Source organism: Novosphingobium colocasiae (assembly GCF_014652555.1).
Lineage (GTDB): Bacteria > Pseudomonadota > Alphaproteobacteria > Sphingomonadales > Sphingomonadaceae > Novosphingobium > Novosphingobium colocasiae.
The window spans coordinates 110,830-127,688 of sequence record NZ_BMZA01000003.1; the positions used below are offsets into that span (position 1 = coordinate 110,830).

General features: G+C 67.4%; 21 protein-coding genes. 14 read left to right on the top strand and 7 right to left on the bottom strand.

Annotated elements, in window-relative coordinates; genetic code table 11:
• Positions 1–88: 88 nt before the first annotated feature.
• The 13 genes from IE122_RS06690 (at position 89) to IE122_RS06750 (ending at position 10,265) form a co-directional block, all read left to right on the top strand.
• A complete protein-coding gene (locus tag IE122_RS06690) occupies positions 89–637 on the top strand; it encodes a head-tail connector protein (RefSeq protein ID WP_189620343.1) in 549 nt (182 codons plus the stop codon).
• Positions 634–828 (top strand): hypothetical protein, encoded by a 195-nt coding sequence (locus IE122_RS06695; RefSeq protein ID WP_189620344.1) that lies wholly within the window; start codon positions 634–636, stop codon positions 826–828. Before IE122_RS06690 ends, IE122_RS06695 begins: the two co-directional genes overlap by 4 nt.
• Positions 819–1,208, top strand: a complete 390-nt coding sequence (locus tag IE122_RS06700; protein ID WP_189620345.1) for a DUF3168 domain-containing protein — start codon at positions 819–821, stop codon at positions 1,206–1,208. Before IE122_RS06695 ends, IE122_RS06700 begins: the two co-directional genes overlap by 10 nt.
• A 32-nt stretch (positions 1,209–1,240) precedes the next feature.
• A complete protein-coding gene (locus IE122_RS06705; protein WP_189620346.1) occupies positions 1,241–1,648 on the top strand; it encodes a phage major tail protein, TP901-1 family in 408 nt (135 codons plus the stop codon).
• Positions 1,645–1,962, top strand: coding sequence for a gene transfer agent family protein (locus IE122_RS06710; protein WP_268249008.1), 318 nt, complete (start codon positions 1,645–1,647; stop codon positions 1,960–1,962). Before IE122_RS06705 ends, IE122_RS06710 begins: the two co-directional genes overlap by 4 nt.
• Positions 1,959–2,168 (top strand): phage tail assembly chaperone, encoded by a 210-nt coding sequence (locus IE122_RS06715; protein WP_189620347.1) that lies wholly within the window; start codon positions 1,959–1,961, stop codon positions 2,166–2,168. The genes IE122_RS06710 and IE122_RS06715 overlap by 4 nt, the downstream gene beginning before the upstream one ends.
• Positions 2,165–2,749 carry a tail tape measure protein gene (locus IE122_RS06720; protein ID WP_189620348.1) on the top strand — a complete coding sequence of 195 codons (585 nt, stop codon included), beginning with the start codon at positions 2,165–2,167 and terminating at the stop codon, positions 2,747–2,749. The genes IE122_RS06715 and IE122_RS06720 overlap by 4 nt, the downstream gene beginning before the upstream one ends.
• Before the next feature lie 12 nt (positions 2,750–2,761).
• On the top strand, positions 2,762–5,110 hold the full coding sequence (locus IE122_RS06725; protein WP_189620349.1) for a DUF2460 domain-containing protein: 2,349 nt from the start codon (positions 2,762–2,764) through the stop codon (positions 5,108–5,110).
• Positions 5,107–5,931, top strand: a complete 825-nt coding sequence (locus IE122_RS06730; RefSeq protein ID WP_189620350.1) for a phage/gene transfer agent baseplate hub protein — start codon at positions 5,107–5,109, stop codon at positions 5,929–5,931. The genes IE122_RS06725 and IE122_RS06730 overlap by 4 nt, the downstream gene beginning before the upstream one ends.
• Positions 5,928–6,371: a hypothetical protein gene (locus IE122_RS06735; protein ID WP_189620351.1), complete on the top strand. Its 444-nt coding sequence runs from the start codon at positions 5,928–5,930 to the stop codon at positions 6,369–6,371. The genes IE122_RS06730 and IE122_RS06735 overlap by 4 nt, the downstream gene beginning before the upstream one ends.
• A gap of 3 nt (positions 6,372–6,374) precedes the next feature.
• On the top strand, positions 6,375–8,570 hold the full coding sequence (locus IE122_RS06740) for a phage tail protein (protein ID WP_189620352.1): 2,196 nt from the start codon (positions 6,375–6,377) through the stop codon (positions 8,568–8,570).
• A gap of 38 nt (positions 8,571–8,608) precedes the next feature.
• Positions 8,609–9,070, top strand: a complete 462-nt coding sequence (locus IE122_RS06745; protein WP_189620353.1) for a DUF2793 domain-containing protein — start codon at positions 8,609–8,611, stop codon at positions 9,068–9,070.
• Positions 9,071–9,245: 175 nt separating this feature from the next.
• Entirely contained in the window at positions 9,246–10,265 is a 1,020-nt protein-coding gene (locus IE122_RS06750) for an OmpA family protein (protein WP_189620354.1), read from the top strand.
• A 185-nt stretch (positions 10,266–10,450) separates the two neighbouring features.
• On the opposite strand, the gene queC is transcribed toward IE122_RS06750, so the two are convergent.
• The 6 genes from queC to IE122_RS18520 all read right to left on the bottom strand — a co-directional run bounded on the left by queC (position 10,451) and on the right by IE122_RS18520 (position 15,609).
• Positions 10,451–11,146: a 7-cyano-7-deazaguanine synthase QueC gene (gene queC, locus IE122_RS06755; RefSeq protein WP_189620355.1), complete on the bottom strand. Its 696-nt coding sequence runs from the start codon at positions 11,144–11,146 to the stop codon at positions 10,451–10,453.
• A 39-nt stretch (positions 11,147–11,185) separates the two neighbouring features.
• Positions 11,186–11,629 carry a DUF3617 domain-containing protein gene (locus tag IE122_RS06760; RefSeq protein WP_229813854.1) on the bottom strand — a complete coding sequence of 148 codons (444 nt, stop codon included), beginning with the start codon at positions 11,627–11,629 and terminating at the stop codon, positions 11,186–11,188.
• A 36-nt stretch (positions 11,630–11,665) separates the two neighbouring features.
• The gene (gene hslO, locus IE122_RS06765) at positions 11,666–12,574 is read right to left on the bottom strand and encodes an Hsp33 family molecular chaperone HslO (RefSeq protein ID WP_189620356.1); all 909 of its coding nucleotides are present in this window, start codon (positions 12,572–12,574) and stop codon (positions 11,666–11,668) included.
• Positions 12,571–13,497, bottom strand: a complete 927-nt coding sequence (gene argF / locus IE122_RS06770; protein ID WP_189620357.1) for an ornithine carbamoyltransferase — start codon at positions 13,495–13,497, stop codon at positions 12,571–12,573. The genes hslO and argF overlap by 4 nt, the downstream gene beginning before the upstream one ends.
• A complete protein-coding gene (locus tag IE122_RS06775) occupies positions 13,497–14,687 on the bottom strand; it encodes an aspartate aminotransferase family protein (RefSeq protein WP_189620358.1) in 1,191 nt (396 codons plus the stop codon). The genes argF and IE122_RS06775 overlap by 1 nt, the downstream gene beginning before the upstream one ends.
• Positions 14,688–14,829: 142 nt before the next feature.
• The gene (locus IE122_RS18520) at positions 14,830–15,609 is read right to left on the bottom strand and encodes a cold-shock protein (protein ID WP_189620359.1); all 780 of its coding nucleotides are present in this window, start codon (positions 15,607–15,609) and stop codon (positions 14,830–14,832) included.
• Between the two features lie 305 nt (positions 15,610–15,914).
• Here IE122_RS18520 and IE122_RS06785 point away from each other — a divergent pair, with 305 nt between their 5' ends.
• On the top strand, positions 15,915–16,346 hold the full coding sequence (locus IE122_RS06785) for a protein tyrosine phosphatase family protein (protein ID WP_189620360.1): 432 nt from the start codon (positions 15,915–15,917) through the stop codon (positions 16,344–16,346).
• A 31-nt stretch (positions 16,347–16,377) separates the two neighbouring features.
• Here the strand turns inward: IE122_RS06785 and IE122_RS06790 are convergent, their stop codons facing one another.
• Positions 16,378–16,716: a P-II family nitrogen regulator gene (locus tag IE122_RS06790; protein WP_189620361.1), complete on the bottom strand. Its 339-nt coding sequence runs from the start codon at positions 16,714–16,716 to the stop codon at positions 16,378–16,380.
• Between the last annotated feature and the right edge of the window lie 143 nt (positions 16,717–16,859).

The following is a 16,859-nucleotide window of genomic DNA, read 5'->3' on the forward strand; positions in this document are numbered from 1 at the left end:
CCCAGCGCCGCCCGCCCGCGCCGCCTGGCTCCCCTGCGGGCGGCGCGGGCCCTTCGGTTTCCCGACCTTGCCAGAAACGGAGATGCCCATGAACCGGCACATCCTTACCCCGCCGGTGCTGCCGCCTTCGGCGCTGGCCGAGCTCAAGCAGTGGCTCGGCATCACCACCGCGCACGACGACGCGCCGCTGGCGGCGCTGATCGCGACGAGCCTGGACGTCTGCGAGGGTTTTACCGGCCAGATGCCGCTGGCCGCGAGTTGCGAGGAACTGCTGCCGGCGTGCGGCGGCTGGCAGGCGCTGGCGACGCGGCCGGTGCAGGCGATCGCCGGGCTGAGCCGGATCGCCGCCGATGGCACCCTGACCGCGCTGGCGACCGGCGATTACGAGACCGACCTTGGCCCTGACGGCACCGGCCGGGTACGGCTGCTGCAACCGGCGCTGCCGGGGCGGCTGGTAGTGTCGTTCACGGCCGGGCTCGTGCCCGAATGGGAAGACCTGCCGGATTCGCTGCGCCATGGCCTGATCCGGCTGGCCGCGCACCAGCATCGCCAGCGCGAGAGCGGCGGCGGTGCGATCCTCCCCCCGGCTTCGGTGGCGGCGCTGTGGCGGCCTTGGCGCAGGCTGCGGATCGCATGAGCGGGCCATTGATTACGGCGGCGGCGGGCGCGGGGCTGACGCGGATCGCGGAGGCGCTGGTCCGGCAGGTCGGCGCAGTGGCGCGGGCCCGGCGGGTTGCGCGCATCCTGCAGGCGACCGGTGACGCGCGGCGCTGGCGCAGTGCGGCGCTGCTGTGGCCGACTGGGGGAGGACAAGACCCATGGAAATAGCCTTGCGCGCCACGCTGATCGACTGGCTGGCGGGCGATCCGGCGCTGGCCGGGGAACTCAACGCCATCGTCGAGGAGGCACCGTCGCGGGCGAGCCTGCCGTGGCTCGCCATCGTCGCCAGCGCCAGCACCGACTGGAGCAACAAGACCATGCCGGGCCGCGAGGTGCGGGTGGCGCTGGAGCTGCAGTGTCGGGGCGATGCCCCGGATGCCGCCGCGCAACTGGTCGCGGCGATCGAAGCGCGGGTGGGCAGTCTGCCGCGCGAGCAGGCGGGCCTTGCGGTGACGTCCACCCGCTTCCTGCGCGCCCGTGCCGAACAGCGCGGCGAGAGCCGGCGCGCGATCCTGATCGAATACGCATTCCGGCTGCTGGCCGCCTGACTTTTCCCGAACCCGTTTCAAGGAGTGAGCCCATGACCGCCCAGAAAGGCAGCGCTTTCCTGCTCAAGATTTCCGACGGTGCGACCCCGGCCGTGTACCAGACGGTGGCGGGCCTGCGCACCACGCAGCTTTCGGTGACCGGCGATGCCGTGGTCATCACCCACAAGGACAGCGGCGGCTGGCGCGAGCTGCTTTCGGGAGCCGGGGTGCGATCGGTTTCGGTCAGCGCGGCGGGCATCTTCCTGGGCAGCGCGGCCGAAACCAAGGTACGCACCAATGCGATGGCGGGAACGCTCGACGATTACGAGCTGAGCTTCGAGGACGGTGCGCGGCTGCGCGGGCAGTTCCTGGTCCAGCGGCTGGACTATGCCGGCGATTTCAACGGCGAGCGCAACTATACCATGCAGTTGGAAAGCTCCGGCGCGGTGGTGAGCCTGTGAGCGAGCGTATCGCCAACCCGCTGCGCGGCGAGGCCAGCCTGATGATCGCCGGGACGGCGCATGTGTTGCGCCCGACATTCGCGGCGCTGGTGGCGGCCGAGAGCGAGCTGGGGCCGCTGTGCGCGCTGGTCGAGCGAGCGGCGGCGGGCGAACTGCGGCTGACGGAGATCGCCAGCCTGTTCTGGCATTGCCTGGACCGGAACGAACCGCCGAGCCGTGAGGCGGTGGGCGAGGCGATCGTGGCGGCGGGCCTGGCAGCTTGCGCGGTGCCGCTGCGCGCGGTGCTCTCGCAAATCCTGAAGGGCGCGACGTGACGGTTCTGGCCGATCAGGCGTTGGCCCTGTGCGGGCTGGCGGCGCGGGTGCTGCTGTGGCGGCCGGATGAATTCTGGAACGCGACGCCTGCGGAACTGGCGGCGGCGCTGGGTATGAACGGCGGGGCCGAAGCCGCGCCGCCGCAATTCGACCGCGCGGCGTTGGCGCGGATTTTCGGCAATGACTGGGCAGGGCAACGAGCATGAGCGACGAAATCGACAGCCTGCTGATCGATGTGCGGGCGAGCACCGATGGTTTTGCGCGGGATATCGCGGCGATGCGCGCGACGGTGGATGGCGGGTTGACGCCGGGGTTCTCCAAGGCGGGTGACGTGCTGGAGCGGGGACTGACGCAGGCGATCCGGCGCGGCAGTCTGGGGTTCGAGGATTTGCGGCGGGTCGCCTTTGCTGCGCTGGACGCGATCGCCACGCAATCGGCGCGGGCGCTGATTCCCGACCTTGGCGGCGGCGATGCTGGCGGTGGAGGGCTGACTGGGGGTGCGGGCATCGGTGCCGCGCTGGGCGCGTTCCTGGGTCTGCCGGGCCGGGCGACGGGCGGCAATGTCGCGCCGGGGCGGGCCTATGTGGTAGGTGAGCGCGGACCCGAAGTGTTCGTGCCGACATCGGCCGGTCGGGTCGAGCCCGGCGGGACGGAGCGGCGCGGGCGTGATGTGCGGGTGGCAATCCAGATCAACGCCGAGCGCGGGGCGAGCGTACCGCAATCGCTGCAGCGATCATCGCGGCAGGTGGCGAGCGCGGTGCGCCGTGCGCTGGTGTTTGGCGGATAAGGGGCGAGGCACATGGCATTCTGGCTTGCCGACAGGCGTGACGGACAGGCGAGCGTCTGGATCCAGCGCTTTGATCCGCGTTTCTGGACGGTCAACTTCCCCCGGCCGATGATGGCGAGCGTGGTCTCGACCGCGCCCGATGCCTTGCGCATCGATGCCTGCTTCCTGCGTGAAGCGGACCTGGGCGGGCTGATCTGGCAGAGCGAGGACGGGCTGGACCACCCGCTCCTGGCCTATCGCACCGATCGCAATTACGCGCATACCGTGCTGCGGTTTCGCTGGCGATCGGCCGGGATCATGCCGCTTGATGCGGTGAATGGCCCGACGCTGACGATCGAGGGGCGCGATGCCGCCGGTGCGCCGCGTACCTGGTATGTCAGGCTGTGGAACTATGCCGAGGGCGCGCCGGACGATGCGGTGATCGCGCTGCCGTTCTCCGACCTCATGGGCGGATTTGCGCTGCCGGCCGATGCCGATCCGGTGTGGCCGGGGGATATCGACCGGCTGTTCCTTTCGTTCGTGCCGACCGGCTATGACGGGGCCAGCGCGGCGGCGCTGCCGGCCGAGGCCGAGGCGTGGATCGAGCTGACCGGGATCGCCTGCGACGGCGAACGGGCGATGCTGGAAATCGGCGATGTGATGGTGCCGCCGCATGGCCTGGGCATCGCTACCGGGTTCGACGATCAGGGGGTGCAGACCCCGGCGCGGGTGCTGCGCAATGTCCGCCAGCTCGGCTATCGCGGCTCGATCGTCCACTATGTGGGGATGAGCCATTACTACCGGCTGGCGGCGGATGGCAGCGCGTATCTGGCAGGCGATGCCGCTGATCCGCTGAACACCCCGACCCGCGCCTGGCACCGCGCGTTCTTTGCGCAGGCGGCGGCGTTGGGGTTCAGCCCGGTTATATCGCTGAGCTACGAAGTGCTCGACCAGAATTGCCCCGAGGGGTGGAAACAGCGCGACCATGCCGGGAATCCGGCGCTGACCGGCTGGGACCCGCCCAGTTCGCTGCTGTCGCCCGCCAATGCCGGGGCGATGGCCTGGCTGCAAGCCGTGGCCGCTGCATTCGCCGGGCTGATGGTGGACGCCGGGGTGCCGGTCCGCTTTCAGGTGGGCGAGCCGTGGTGGTGGACTTTCGCGGACGGCCGCATCTGCCTGTACGACGATGCCGCTGTGGCGGCGCTGGGTGGCGATCCTCCGGCGATCTTCGACATGCGCGGGGAGCTTTCGACGGCGCAGCAGGCGCTGCTGGACGATGCGGGGGCCATTCTGGCGCAGTCCACCGCCGATCTCGTCAGCGCGGTGCGGGTCGCCGTTGCGCCGGGATCGGTGGAGGCGATGGTGCTGGTGTTCAGCCCGACGCTGCTCGATCCGGCGATGCCGGAGCTGCGGCGGGCGAACCTGCCGGTGGGGTGGGCGAGCCCTGCCTTCGATCGCCTGCAGGTTGAGGACTATGACTGGCTGACCGGCGGTGCCGATGGGCTCCGGCGCAACGCCTATGCGCAGATCGACGCGCGGCTCGGCTATCCACCGGACCAGCAGGACTATCTGGCCGGCTTCGTGCCGCAGGCTGGTGATCGCCAGCAGTGGCGGGCGATCGACGCCGGGATCGACGAAGCCATCCGCCGCGTGCCTCACGAGATCATCGTCTGGGCGCTGCCGCAAGTGGTGCGAGACGGCTTCGTCCGGCTTCCCCCGACTTCCGATCCAGCAGAGGCGAACGATTCCATGCAGGCATTCGACGATGTAGCTTATCCGCTGGCGCTAGGGCGCGATGCGACGATCGTGCCCGAATTTTCGACCAGCGTGGCGGTGACCGCCTCGGGGTTCGAGCGGCGCAACAGCCTGTGGTCGAATGCGCGGTTGCGGTTCGACGTGGGGCCGGGGGTGCGGTCCGAGGCGGAACTGGGCGTGTTGATCGCGTTCTTTCGTGCCCGGCGCGGTCCGGCGCGGGGCTTTCTTTTGCGGGATCCGAGCGATCACAGCTCGAACATGATGATCGGAGAGCCGGGGGCTTTCGATCAGATGCTGGGCACCGGGGACGGGCTGCGCGCGGACTTTGCGCTGATCAAGCAATATGGCGAGGGCGAGGCGCTGCAGGTGCGGCGGATCACGCGGCCGGTGGCCGCTTCGGTGATCGTCAGCGTGGACGGGGTATCGCTGGAGAGCGGCTGGACGCTGAACCCGGGCGGGATCATCACTTTCGATGACGCCCCTGTGGACGGCGCGTTGGTGCGGGCCGGTTTCCTGTTCGATGTGCCGGTTCGGTTTGCCGAGGATCGGCTGGAGATCGCCGGGGCGGCGTTTGCGGCGGGCGATGCGCCGAGCGTGCCGATCATCGAAATCCGGGAGGCTGCATGACCAGAGCCTGGTTTTCCGGCGATCTGGAAACGGTCGCCACATTCTGGCGGGTGTGGCGGCGCGATGGGGTGACGCTGGGGTTCACGACCCACGACCGGGACTTGTGGTTTGACGGCATCAATCACCAGGCATCGCCGGGGATGGTGCCGTCCGCGATCCGCAAGTCGGCCGATCTGTCGCCCGACAGCGCCGAAGTGCTGGGCGCGCTCACACATGACGCGATCAGGGCGGCAGACATTGCCGCCGGGCGGTTCGACGGGGCTGCCATCGCCATCGGCGTGGTCGACTGGGACAGCGGCGAGGCGGAGATGCTTTACCGGGGCAGTATCGGCGTGACCGGCGAGGAAGGTGGGCAGTTCTCGGCCGACCTCGTTTCACGCAAGGCCGAATTGCTGCGCGATCCCGTGCGCCGTACCAGCCCGACCTGCCGGGCGGTGTTCTGCGGGCCGGGATGCAACCTCAATCCCGAAAAGTTCACGCAGGAGGTGACCGTGGCAGACATCGACTTCGACGCCAACGCCGTGCAGTTCGCCCCCGCACCGACGCCTGCCGATTGTCGCGACGGCGCGGTGCGCTGGCTGGAGGGCGCGGCGGCGGGGCTGGATGCGGTGATCGTGGCGGCGAGCGATACCGGCTGGTTCGTGCTGGATGCGCCTTTGCATCCGGGGCTGGCGATTGGGGTGGCGGCACGGCTGCGCGCAGGGTGTAACCGCACGCTTGATACCTGCGCGGTGCGGTTCGGCAATGCTATCAACTTCCAGGGCGAGCCGTATCTGCCGGGGAACGACCTGCTCGTCCGCTATCCGACGCCGCCGTCATGACGGCCAATACACACGAGCCGGAGTTTGCCGAGGCCTTCGCCAAAGCGGCCCGGTGGCTGGTGGGCGTGCCGTTTCGGCTGCACGGCCGCGATCCGCGCACGGGTCTGGATTGCGTGGGGGTGCTGGCGAGCGCGGGCGCGGCGGCGGGGGCGGCGTGGACCTTGCCCAGCGGTTATGCCCTGCGCCATGCGCGAGTGCCCGATCTGGACGGGTTGGCGGCTGGTTTGGGGTTTGTGCCTGCGTCCGGTACGGCACGGTGCGGCGACGTGCTGGCGCTGCGGCCGGGGCCTGGTCAGGTCCATTTCGCCATCGCCACCGCAGGGCAGCGGTTCGTCCATGCCCATGCCGGCCTTGGCCGCGTGGTCGAGGGCAGGTTGCCCGAAAGCTGGCCGCGTCTTTTCCATTGGCGGCCGGCTCGGCCGCGACAGTCTGAAGGATAGGGCATGACGACGATCGTGTTCAGTACTGTGGGCTCGATGGTGGGCGGCCCGATCGGCGGCGCGATCGGCGCGTTGGTTGGCCGACAAGTGGATGGTGCCTTGCTGGGCATTCCCAACCGGCAGGGGCCGCGCCTGCGCGAGCTGGGGGTCACCACGTCCACGTATGGCGAGGTGCTGCCGCGTCATTACGGGCGGATGCGGGTTGCCGGATCGGTGATCTGGGCGACCGATCTGGTCGAGCACAGCGATACCGAGGGCGGGGGCAAGGGCAGTCCTTCGCTGACGACCTATACCTACAGCGCCAGCTTCGCAGTGGCGCTGGCGAGTCGGCCGATCCTGAGCGTCGGGCGGATATGGGCGGACGGCCGGTTGCTGCGCGGCGCGGCGGGCGATCTCAAGGTGGGCGGTGCCTTGCGCATCCATACCGGGCGTGGCGACCAGCCGGCCGATCCGCTGCTGGCGGCAGACGCGGGCGCGGATCGCTGCCCCGCCTATCGCGGGCTGGCCTATGCCGTGTTCGAAGACCTCGACCTCTCCGAATTCTACAACCGCGTGCCCAACCTGACCTTCGAGGTGATCGCGGACGAGGCGTTCGATCTGGGCACGCTGGTCGGCGATGTGCTGGACGACGCGGATGCGGCGGCGGCGCTGGACGGCGTGGCGGGCTGGTCGTGCGAAGGCTCGCTGGCGGAGGCGCTGGATATGCTCGACGCGGTGGTGCCGATGGAGGCTTATGCGGCGGGCGATCGTCTGATCATCAAGCCGGCACGGCTGCAGACGGAGGCGGTGGCATTGCCCGAACCGGCGCTGAACGTGACGGACGACGGGTTCGGCGGGCAGAGCGGATTTGCGCGGCGGCGCGATCCGGTAATCGTGCAGCCGCCGATGGCCTTGCGCTACTATGATACCGCGCGGGATTATCTGCCGGGCCTGCAGAGGGCGACTGGCCGGCCTATCGTCGGGAAGCCGCGCACGCTGGAACTGCCGGCCGCGCTTGACCCGGTGGCCGCGCGGGCGCTGATCGAGCGCACCCTGCGGCGGGGCGACTGGTCACGCGATCGTGTTTCGTGGCGGACGGCCGATCTGGATACGCGGATCGGGCCGGGCACCGTCGCCAGCCTGCCGGGGATCGCCGGATTGTGGCGGGTCATCGCATGGGAGTGGCGTGATGGCGGGGTGGAACTGGCGCTGGCGCGGGTTTTTCCCGAGGCCGGTGGCGTGGATGCAGCGCCCGGGCCGGGCGATGCCGGCCAGTTCAACCCGCCGGCCGACCATGCCACCGGGGAGACAGTGCTGGCGGCTTTCGAGATGCCCCGACTGGTGCCGCCCGCTCCCGGAGAGAGCGCGAGCCTATTTGCCGCCGCTTCGTCCCCCTCGCCGTACTGGGCCGGTGCCGCGCTTTATGCCGATCCGGGCACCGGTGCGATGCTGCCGCTGGGCCCGAGCGGCCGCAACCGCTGCATGATCGGCACCATGCTCGACGTGCTGCCGGTTGCCAGCCCGCACATCGTCGATCGGGCGTCCTCGGTGACGGTGCAACTGGTGGGCGAGGACCTTGCCTTGAGTGACATGTCGCTGGCGCAACTGGCGCTGGGCGGGAATCTGGCGCTGATCGGCGATGAGGCGATCCAGTTCGGGCGGGCGATCCCGCTGGGGGCGGGCGTCTGGCGTCTGGAGATGCTGTTGCGCGGCCGGTGCGGGACGGAGGCGGCGATCGGGGGGCATGGCTCTTCGGAACGGTTTGTCCTGATCGATGGTCGCACCACGCCGGTTGATGCCGGGCGGGTGGGATCATCGGCGGAAGCGGCCATTCTGGCGCTGGGGCGGGCCGATGCCGATCCCGTTGCGGCGCACATCGCGGCGCGGGGCGTCAGCTTGCGGCCACCCGCGCCGGTCCATGGCCGGGCGAGGGTGCTGCCCGATGGCACCACGCGGCTGTCATGGGTCCGCCGGGCGCGCGGGGCGTGGGCCTGGCAGGACGGGGTGGACGTACCGCTGGTCGAGGATCGTGAGCGCTATCTCGTCACGCTGGGCCCCGTGGCTGCGCCGGTCCGGCTATGGTGGAGCGAAGTGCCCTGGCTGGACCTTTCGGCTGCCGTGCTGGCCTCGCTCACGGCGCTGGCCGTAGGGCAGCCGATCGTCGTCCGGCAACAAGGAAACCAGGCGCTGTCCGACCCGCTGACGCTGCTGCAGCTTTGACCCGGTCCTCTTCTCGCTGACATCAACGGAGTAACGCCATGACCGATCCGATTGCGTTCGAAAGCGCGGCCGCGCGCTTTGATCTGCCGCTGCTCTATTCGGGCCAGGCACAGAAGGAAATCTTCGTCAACGAGGCGATCCTGCGGATCGACAGCCTGTTGCATTGCGGCATTGTGGGTGAAGCTGAGGCCCCGCCAAGCGGGGTGGAAGACGGACAAATATGGCTCGTTGCAACGGGCGCAACTGGTGAATGGGCCGCTCACGATGGCGAACTGGCATGCCGGATCGAGGGGCAATGGAGCTTCGTGATCCCCCGCGAAGGCATGCGCGTATTCGACCTGTCGACCCAGGCCGAGATGCTGTTTGCGAGCGCCGAATGGAAAAAAACTTCGGCAGTCCCGGAACCTATAGGGGGTGAGGTGGTTGACACCGAGGCTCGGGCTGCGATCGGTTCGCTGATAGCAGCACTGACAACCATGGGAATTTGCCCACCGGCTTAGCAACGGGATACGTCACTTGGATTTTGTGCCTGCCCATTGTGTGAATAAATCACGAATTCAAAAAATTCGCGACATTATTGCAACAGCCAACCTCATTGTGCGCTTGCACGGTGCATAACGAGGGGGTAGACACTCAGAACACTCGGTGGCTCCATATTTCTACTAGGGGAAACGTATGAGGAAACTCGTCCTTGGACTGGCACTGGCTTCGACAGCCATCGCCACTCCCGCACTCGCTCGCGACAACGCTTGGTACGTCGAACTCGGTTTCGGCGGAATGATCGTTGAAGATTCCACCGTCAAGGTCGGCGGCACGCCGGTTCTCGACGCGGAATTCCGGAAGGGCTTCGACGGCGGTGGCAGCATCGGTTACGATTTCGGCATGTTCCGGCTCGAAACTGAAGCCAGCTATCGTCAGGCCCGCATCAAGAATGCCGGTGGCATTGACGCTAGCTCGCTGTCGTTCATGGGCAACGCCCTGCTCGACTTCGGTCCCGATGACGGCCTGCAGGGCTTCGTCGGCGGTGGCGTGGGTATCGCCCGCACCAAGGTTGAATCCCTTGATTCCGACAGCAACTTCGCCTGGCAGGCGCTGGCCGGTGTTCGCGCGCCGATCGCCAGCCACTGGGATGTGGGCCTGAAGTATCGCTTCTTCAACAGCAACAAGATCGATCTCGATACCGGTGCGTTGGGCTTTGGCACCGCGCGCACCAAGTGGCGTTCGCACAGCCTTCTCGGCACGCTGACCTACAACTTCGGCGAACCGGCTGCTCCCCCGCCGCCCCCGCCCCCGCCGCCGCCCCCGCCGCCCCCGCCGCCGGCTGCTCCGCCGCCGCCGGTGGTCTGCAACAAGGGTCCGTACATCGTGTTCTTCGATTGGGATAGCTCGGCTATCACGCCCGAAGCCGCCGGCATTCTTGACAGCGCGATCACGGCATACGGTAGCTGCGACAGCGTTCCCGTCATGCTGGCCGGTTACACCGACCGTTCGGGCACCGTCACGTACAACCAGGGCCTGTCCGAGCGTCGCAACACCTCGGTTCGCGGTTACCTGACCAGCCACGGCATCCCCGATGGTTCGATCAGCAGCCAGGCTTTCGGCGAAAGCAACCCGCGCGTCCCGACTGCGGACGGCGTGCGCGAGCTGCAGAACCGTCGCGTCGAGATCACCTACGGTCCGGGCGCTGGCATGTAAGCGCTTCACCATTGGTGATAGAGATCAGGGGGCCGGAGCGATCCGGCCCCCTTTTCATGAGGATTTAAGGGAGCGGGCGACCGGAACACGCACGCCATGGACGCGCTTCACGCAGCGCCCGTCCTGTCGTGCAGGGCGCTCGAACGGAATCCGGCAGAGCCGGCCACCGCGCCCGGGAGGGGCGGTCAGGCCGCGTAAGGCGTGGGATCGACAAGGCCCGCATCAGCGAAGCCGGCCTTGCGCAAGCGGCAGCTATCGCACAGGCCGCAAGCACGCCCGTTGGACTGCGGATCATAACAGGACCAGCTCTGGCCGACGTCCAGCCCCAGCCGCGCTGCTTCGCGGGCGATGTCTGCCTTGGACATGAACTGCAGGGGGGCGTGGATGGTGAACCCGCTGCCCAGAGAGCCCGCCTTGGTCGCCAGATCGGCGATATCCTCGAATGCCGAGATGAATTCGGGCCGGCAATCAGGATAGCCGGAGTAATCGAGGGCATTCACCCCGATGAAGATATCGCGCGCGCCGATCGCTTCGGCCCAGGCGAGGGTCAGCGAGAGAAACACGAGATTGCGGGCCGGCACGTAAGTGACCGGAATGTCCGGGCCGACGCCGTCCTTGGGGACCGAAATCTCGTCGGTCAGCGCCGAACCGCCGAACTGCCGCAGATCGAGCGCCAGCGTGACATGCTTGCGCGCTGCCAGGTTCTTCGCGATGACGGCTGCTGCTTCCAGTTCGCGGCGATGGCGCTGGTTGTAGTCTATCGTCAGTGCATAGACTTCGTAGCCGGCTTCGCGGGCAAGGGCGGCGGATACCATGGAATCGAGCCCGCCCGAGAGCAGCACGACGGCCCGCTTTCCCGCATCGTCAGTCAGTTCAGCCATGTCCTGGCGCTAGTCCCGCGAAGCGGCAAACGCAACCGTTCAGGTCCCGCAGCGGCCGATCCGACGCGCTTCGGCCGCGAACGCGAAGGGCAGGCCGTTAGCGATGCCCTGGCTGTCGATCTGGATCAGTGTATCGGTTTCCCGCCGGATATGGGTGCGGCCATATCCCTGCCCGCGACAGGTGTACTGAACCGTCACGTCGGTAGGATTGTCGTCGATGACGAGGGTTGAGCAGGCCAGCCCCGGGTGGCGCAATTGCACCAGCTTGCGGCCGCCATCGATGCACACGGACGTGACCGACGGCGCACCCGCCGTGCGTTCGCGCAGTTCCCATGCGCCGGGTTGGAGCCGGTCCAGCATGCCCAGCGCCGAGCCGGCATAAGCGGCGGACGCGCCGACGACCAGCGCAGCCGCGCCGGCGATGGCACTCGTCAGGCGCTTGTTCCACACGGCCTTCTGCTCCGGAAAACTGCGATCAGACATGGCTAACACAATGGCAAGGTCAAGATGAAGCGCGGCTTAAGCCGGGATCTTGAGAATTTTCGAACAGAACGCGCAATCGACCGCGATCGTCCCGTCGTCCTCGCGCATTTCGGCGAGCTGATCTTCGGGGAACCGCGCCAAGATCGACTTGTAGTGTTCGACCGTGCAGCGGCAGCCGCGTTCCAGATGCAGAAGCGGCTCTACCCGCACTTCCTCTTCCTCGTGGAACAGCCGCCACAGCACCTGTTCCAGATGGAGGCCGGGATCGACGAGCTCCTCGTCCCGGACACTTCCGGCCATGATCGCAACGTGCGTCCACTCCGGGTGATCGTCCTTAGCATGCAGCCGCTCACGGCCTTCCTCGCCATCGGGGAAGTGCTGGACGAGCATGCCGCCGGCAATGCAGCGCGGCCCGCTTTCGCGCACGGAGACGCGCAGGCATGTGGGCACTTGTTCGGACTGGGCGAAATATTGTTCGAAAGCCTGCGCCAGTGAGGCACCCTCCAGCGGAACCACGCCCTGATAGCGTTCACCCGAGACTGCAAGGTCGAAGGTGATCGCCAGATATCCCTTGCCGAACAGGGCATCGAGGGTGGGGTGGTCCGCCAGTTCGGCGACCCGATCCGCATCGTGGCGCAAATAGCCGCGAACCTCGCCGCTGCGATAATCGCAGACCAGCAGATCGACCGCGCCGCCTTCGGCCTGGGCCTGCACGGTCAGTTGCGCGCCATCGTCCTTGAGCAGCGATCCCATCAGTGCGGTCAGCACCAGCGCTTCGGCGAGGAGGTGCTTGACCACCGACGGATAATCGTGCGCCGAGAGGATGGTTTCGAGCACGGGACCGAGCCGGACGACCCGCCCGCGCGCATGGCGTGCGGGCAGGGTAAAGGCCAGTACCCGGTCAAACCCGGTTTCCTGGCTCTGGATCAGGTATTCCTCGCTCACAGGCGGCCCAGCGCCCACAGCAGCACTGACTTCTGGGCATGGATGCGGTTTTCCGCCTCGTCCCAGACGGCCGATTGCGGCCCGTCGATCACCTCACCCGTCACCTCCTCCTCACGGTGGGCGGGAAGGCAGTGCAGGAACGCCGCGCCGGGATCGGCGGCGGCCATCAGAGCCTGGTTGACCTGGAACGGCTGCATCGCCTGCACATGTACATCGCCGCCGGCCTGGCCCATCGACACCCAGGTATCGGTAACCACCACTTGCGCGCCGGCCACCGCTTCCTGCGGGTTCTGGGTCAGGATCACTTCGCCGCCAGCGGCGCGGGCGCGGGCGATGAAGCCGGCGTCGGGTTCGTAGCCGGCCGGTCCGCCGATGCGGATGGTGAACTTCATCAGCCCCGCCGCCTCGATCAGCGAATTGGCGACGTTGTTGCCATCGCCCAGCCAGGCAAGCTGCAGACCGGGAAGGGCGAACCCGCGCTCCACCACGGTCAGCAGGTCCGCCACGATCTGGCAGGGGTGCGAGAGATCGGTGAGGCCATTGATGACAGGAACGTCGGCATAGTGGGCCAGTTCCTCGATCTTCGCATGATCGTCGGTCCGGATCATGATCGCATCGACCATGCGGCTAAGCACGCGCGCGGTATCCGCGATCGTCTCGCCCCGCCCGATCTGGGTGCTGCCCGCCTCCAGGATCAGCGCGCTGCCGCCGAGCTGGCGCATCGCCATGTCGAACGACACGCGGGTGCGGGTCGAGTTCTTTTCGAAGATCATCGCCAGCGCATGGCCGGCCAGCGGCGCATCGGCATCGGGCCGCGCCTTGGACCAGCCCTGACGCGCGGCCTTGCGATCGATCGCGTCATTGATCATCGCCGCCAGCGCGTGGCCTCCGGCGTCGGTAAGGTCGACGAAGTCCCGTGCCATCACGCGCTCTCCGCCGGTTGGTAGCTCGCCGCAGCGGCGGAGAGCTTTTCCATGAATTCATCGATGTGGCTGTCATCGATCACCAGCGGTGGCAGGACGCGCACCACGTTGTCGCCCGCCGAAACGGTCAGCAGGCCGTGATTGTCGCGCATGTGGGCCACGAAGGCGCGCGGCTCGACCTTGAGCTTGAGGCCGATAAACAGTCCTTTGCCCCGCACCAGTTCGAACAGCTCGGGGTAGTTGCCGATGAACTGTTCGATGCGCGCGCGCAGCCGCTCGCCCTTGGCGCGCACGTCCGCCAGGAAAGCCTCGTCGGCGATCACGTCCAGCACCGCGCCGATTGCCGCCATGGCGAAGGGATTGCCGCCATAAGTGGAGCCGTGCGTGCCGGCCACCATGCCGCGTGCGGCCTTTTCGGTGGCGAGGCAGGCCCCGACGGGGAAGCCGCCGCCGATGCCCTTGGCCGTCGCCATGATGTCCGGCGCGATGCCGTACTGTTCGTAGGCGTAGAGCGTGCCGGCGCGGCCGACGCCGCTTTGCACTTCGTCGAGGATCAGCATCAGATCATGCTCGTCGCACAGCGTGCGCAGGCCTTGCAGGAATGCATCGCCGGCGATGCGGATGCCGCCTTCGCCCTGGATCGGTTCGACCAGGAAGCCGGCGGTGTTCGGGCCGATGGCAGCCTTGGCCGCTTCGAGATCGTCGAACTCGACATAGCGGAAGCCGGGCAGCAGGGGCAGGAAGCCCTTGTGCATCTTCTCCTGGTTGGAGGCCGAAATGGTCGCCATCGTCCGGCCGTGGAACGCGTTGCTGAAGGTTATCAGTTCGTAGCGCTGATCGTTACCGGCCGACTGGTGATAGGCGCGCGCGGTCTTGATAGCGCATTCCACCGCCTCGGCCCCAGAATTGGTGAAGAACACGGTATCGGCAAAGGTCAGATCGACCAGCCGCTGAGCGATCGCTTCACCCTGGGGGCTGCCATAGAGGTTCGACACGTGCATCAGCGTCGCCGCCTGGTTCTGGATCGCGCCGATCAGGCCTGGATGCGAATGGCCCAGCGCGTTCACGGCGATGCCGCTGGCGAAATCGAGGAAGCGACGGCCGTCTTCACTGATCAGGTGACAGTTTTCACCGCGCACCGGACGGACGCCGCACCGCGGATAGACAGGCATCAGGGGAGTGATCGACATAACGCTATTCCTCGAAACGAAATCTGGCAAACAAGCAGCCGCAATTCCAAACGACAAATGGCGGCCCTTGCCGGACCGCCATTTGCGCGCTTTGTAAGTGTAGCAGCCCGTCGGTCAACCGACCGGAGGCATGCTGGCAGGATCAGCCCTGGAGCGGCACCAGGTTGACCGCCGAGTACTTGCCTCGTCGATCGACCTCGATGTCGAACTCTACCCGGTCACCCTCATTGAGGCCGGACATGCCCGAGCGTTCCACCGCGCTGATGTGCACGAATGCATCAGGCTGGCCGTCGTCCCGCGTGATGAAACCGAAGCCCTTCATGGAGTTGAAGAACTTGACCGTGCCGGACGCCTTGTCACCCGTAAGCTGGCGCTGCGGGGCCGGCTCGCGCTTGGCGACGGCGATCACATCGCCGACCACCTGAAGGTCGCTCGCCGAAATCTTGCCGCCGCGATCGACGAGCTGGAATTCGAGCTGCTGACCTTCGGCCAAGCCTTCAAGGCCGGCACGTTCGACCGCGCTGATGTGCACGAACACATCATCACCGCCTTCGTCGCGCTGAATGAAGCCGAAGCCCTTGGCTCCGTTGAAGAACTTGACGACGCCCTTGCCCTGGCCAACGACCTGGGCGGGCATGCCGCCACCGCCGCCGCCGCGCGGGCCACCGAAGCCGCCGCCGCCACGGGGCGCACCGAAGCCGCCGCTGCGCGGAGCACCGAAGCCGCCTTCGCCCCCGCCGGCACCACCGCCGCCGAAGCGATCGCCGCCACCGCCGAAGCGGTCACCGCCGCCGCCGCCGAACCTGTCGCCACCACCGCCGAAACGGTCCTGGCCGCCAAAGAACGGATCGAACTCGTCCTCTCCTCCGAACCGATCGCGCTTGTCGCGTCCCCTTCCGCGACGACCTCTATCAAAACCCATGTCTACGAACGTACCTTCGATCCGCCCCAAAAGTATTCGCCTGATCGCGTGGGCGTAGCGCGACAAGCGTCAGTACGAGTGACGGGCAAAAAGCCAGCCCTCTCCTGCGATCATGCTGCATACACGAGTCGCGCGCCCATGGCGAACGGAAAAAGGCAAGGGTTGCCGTCACAATCCTGCAATTCTCCCCTGTGGATGCCTGTTTGTGCTTGCCAGCGGGCGTGCCAGCCGCTTCAAACCCGGCACGAGGGGGGACTCGCGCAAGCGCTGCGCGCCCCGATTGCCGCTGTCAGAGGTTGCCCGCCATGTTTGCCAAGATCACCGATTCCGTGTTCGCCAGCCCGCAGATCGATGCCGGGGCGGTGGCCGAGGCCAAGGCGATGGGGATCGTCGCGATCATCAACAACCGGCCGGAGGGTGAGAGCCCCGATCAGACGCCGGGCGATGCGATCGAGGCGGCGGCGCGGGCGGCCGGGCTGGATTACGTGGCCATTCCGGTGACCCATGCCGGCTTCGCGGCCTGGCAGGTCGAGGCGATGGCCGATGCGTTGGACCGGGCGCAGGGGCCGGTGCTGGCCTATTGCCGTTCGGGGACGCGCTCCACGCTGCTGTGGGCGCTGGCGCGGGCCAAGGCGGGGGACAATCCCGGGGTCATCGCGGCGCAGGCGCAGGCGGCGGGATACGATGTGTCGCCGATCCGCGCCGTGATCGACATGTTCGCCAGCGGGCAGGACTGACCGGGTCCATACCTCTCGATAGTGTTGCGCGTTACAGGGCGAGGTCGCCCCGTTCGCCGGTGCGGATGCGGATCGCATCGGCCAGATCGAACACGAAGATCTTGCCGTCGCCGATTTCCTGGTTGTTCGCGGCCTTGGCGATGATCTCGACGACCTTGTCCTCCAGCGCGTCGGCGACCGCGATTTCCAGCTTGAGCTTGGGCAGCATGTTGGTGGTGTATTCGGCACCGCGATAGACTTCGGTCTGGCCCTTCTGTCGACCGAACCCGCTGACCTCGCCAACGGTCATCCCGGAAATACCGGCATCGGCCAGGGCGTTGCGCACCTCGTTGAAGGTGAACGGCTTGATGATGGCCGTGATGTATTTCATCGCCTTCGTGCTCCCCGCTTGCAGCGCCTGCATCGCGACCTTGCCTCTGTGATCGAGGCCGGGACAGGTGATGGTGCGCCACCTTTTCCCATATCGGCCCGCCTGTGGAAAGGGCCGTATCCGGCCTTTATGTGCAGCGGGCA

Bases quoted from the DNA above. Each gene is read 5' to 3' on its own strand.
- IE122_RS06690 (WP_189620343.1), top strand. From the start codon at position 89: ATGAACCGGCACATCCTTACCCCGCCGGTGCTGCCGCCTTCGGCGCTG.
- IE122_RS06735 (WP_189620351.1), top strand. From the start codon at position 5,928: ATGACGGCCAATACACACGAGCCGGAGTTTGCCGAGGCCTTCGCCAAA.
- IE122_RS18520 (WP_189620359.1), bottom strand. From the start codon at position 15,609: ATGGGTTTTGATAGAGGTCGTCGCGGAAGGGGACGCGACAAGCGCGAT.
- IE122_RS06745 (WP_189620353.1), top strand. From the start codon at position 8,609: ATGACCGATCCGATTGCGTTCGAAAGCGCGGCCGCGCGCTTTGATCTG.
- IE122_RS06775 (WP_189620358.1), bottom strand. From the start codon at position 14,687: ATGTCGATCACTCCCCTGATGCCTGTCTATCCGCGGTGCGGCGTCCGT.
- IE122_RS06750 (WP_189620354.1), top strand. From the start codon at position 9,246: ATGAGGAAACTCGTCCTTGGACTGGCACTGGCTTCGACAGCCATCGCC.
- IE122_RS06790 (WP_189620361.1), bottom strand. From the start codon at position 16,716: ATGAAATACATCACGGCCATCATCAAGCCGTTCACCTTCAACGAGGTG.
- IE122_RS06740 (WP_189620352.1), top strand. From the start codon at position 6,375: ATGACGACGATCGTGTTCAGTACTGTGGGCTCGATGGTGGGCGGCCCG.
- IE122_RS06705 (WP_189620346.1), top strand. From the start codon at position 1,241: ATGACCGCCCAGAAAGGCAGCGCTTTCCTGCTCAAGATTTCCGACGGT.
- IE122_RS06725 (WP_189620349.1), top strand. From the start codon at position 2,762: ATGGCATTCTGGCTTGCCGACAGGCGTGACGGACAGGCGAGCGTCTGG.
- IE122_RS06695 (WP_189620344.1), top strand. From the start codon at position 634: ATGAGCGGGCCATTGATTACGGCGGCGGCGGGCGCGGGGCTGACGCGG.
- IE122_RS06760 (WP_229813854.1), bottom strand. From the start codon at position 11,629: ATGTCTGATCGCAGTTTTCCGGAGCAGAAGGCCGTGTGGAACAAGCGC.
- IE122_RS06700 (WP_189620345.1), top strand. From the start codon at position 819: ATGGAAATAGCCTTGCGCGCCACGCTGATCGACTGGCTGGCGGGCGAT.
- argF (WP_189620357.1), bottom strand. From the start codon at position 13,497: ATGGCACGGGACTTCGTCGACCTTACCGACGCCGGAGGCCACGCGCTG.
- IE122_RS06720 (WP_189620348.1), top strand. From the start codon at position 2,165: ATGAGCGACGAAATCGACAGCCTGCTGATCGATGTGCGGGCGAGCACC.
- IE122_RS06730 (WP_189620350.1), top strand. From the start codon at position 5,107: ATGACCAGAGCCTGGTTTTCCGGCGATCTGGAAACGGTCGCCACATTC.
- queC (WP_189620355.1), bottom strand. From the start codon at position 11,146: ATGGCTGAACTGACTGACGATGCGGGAAAGCGGGCCGTCGTGCTGCTC.
- IE122_RS06785 (WP_189620360.1), top strand. From the start codon at position 15,915: ATGTTTGCCAAGATCACCGATTCCGTGTTCGCCAGCCCGCAGATCGAT.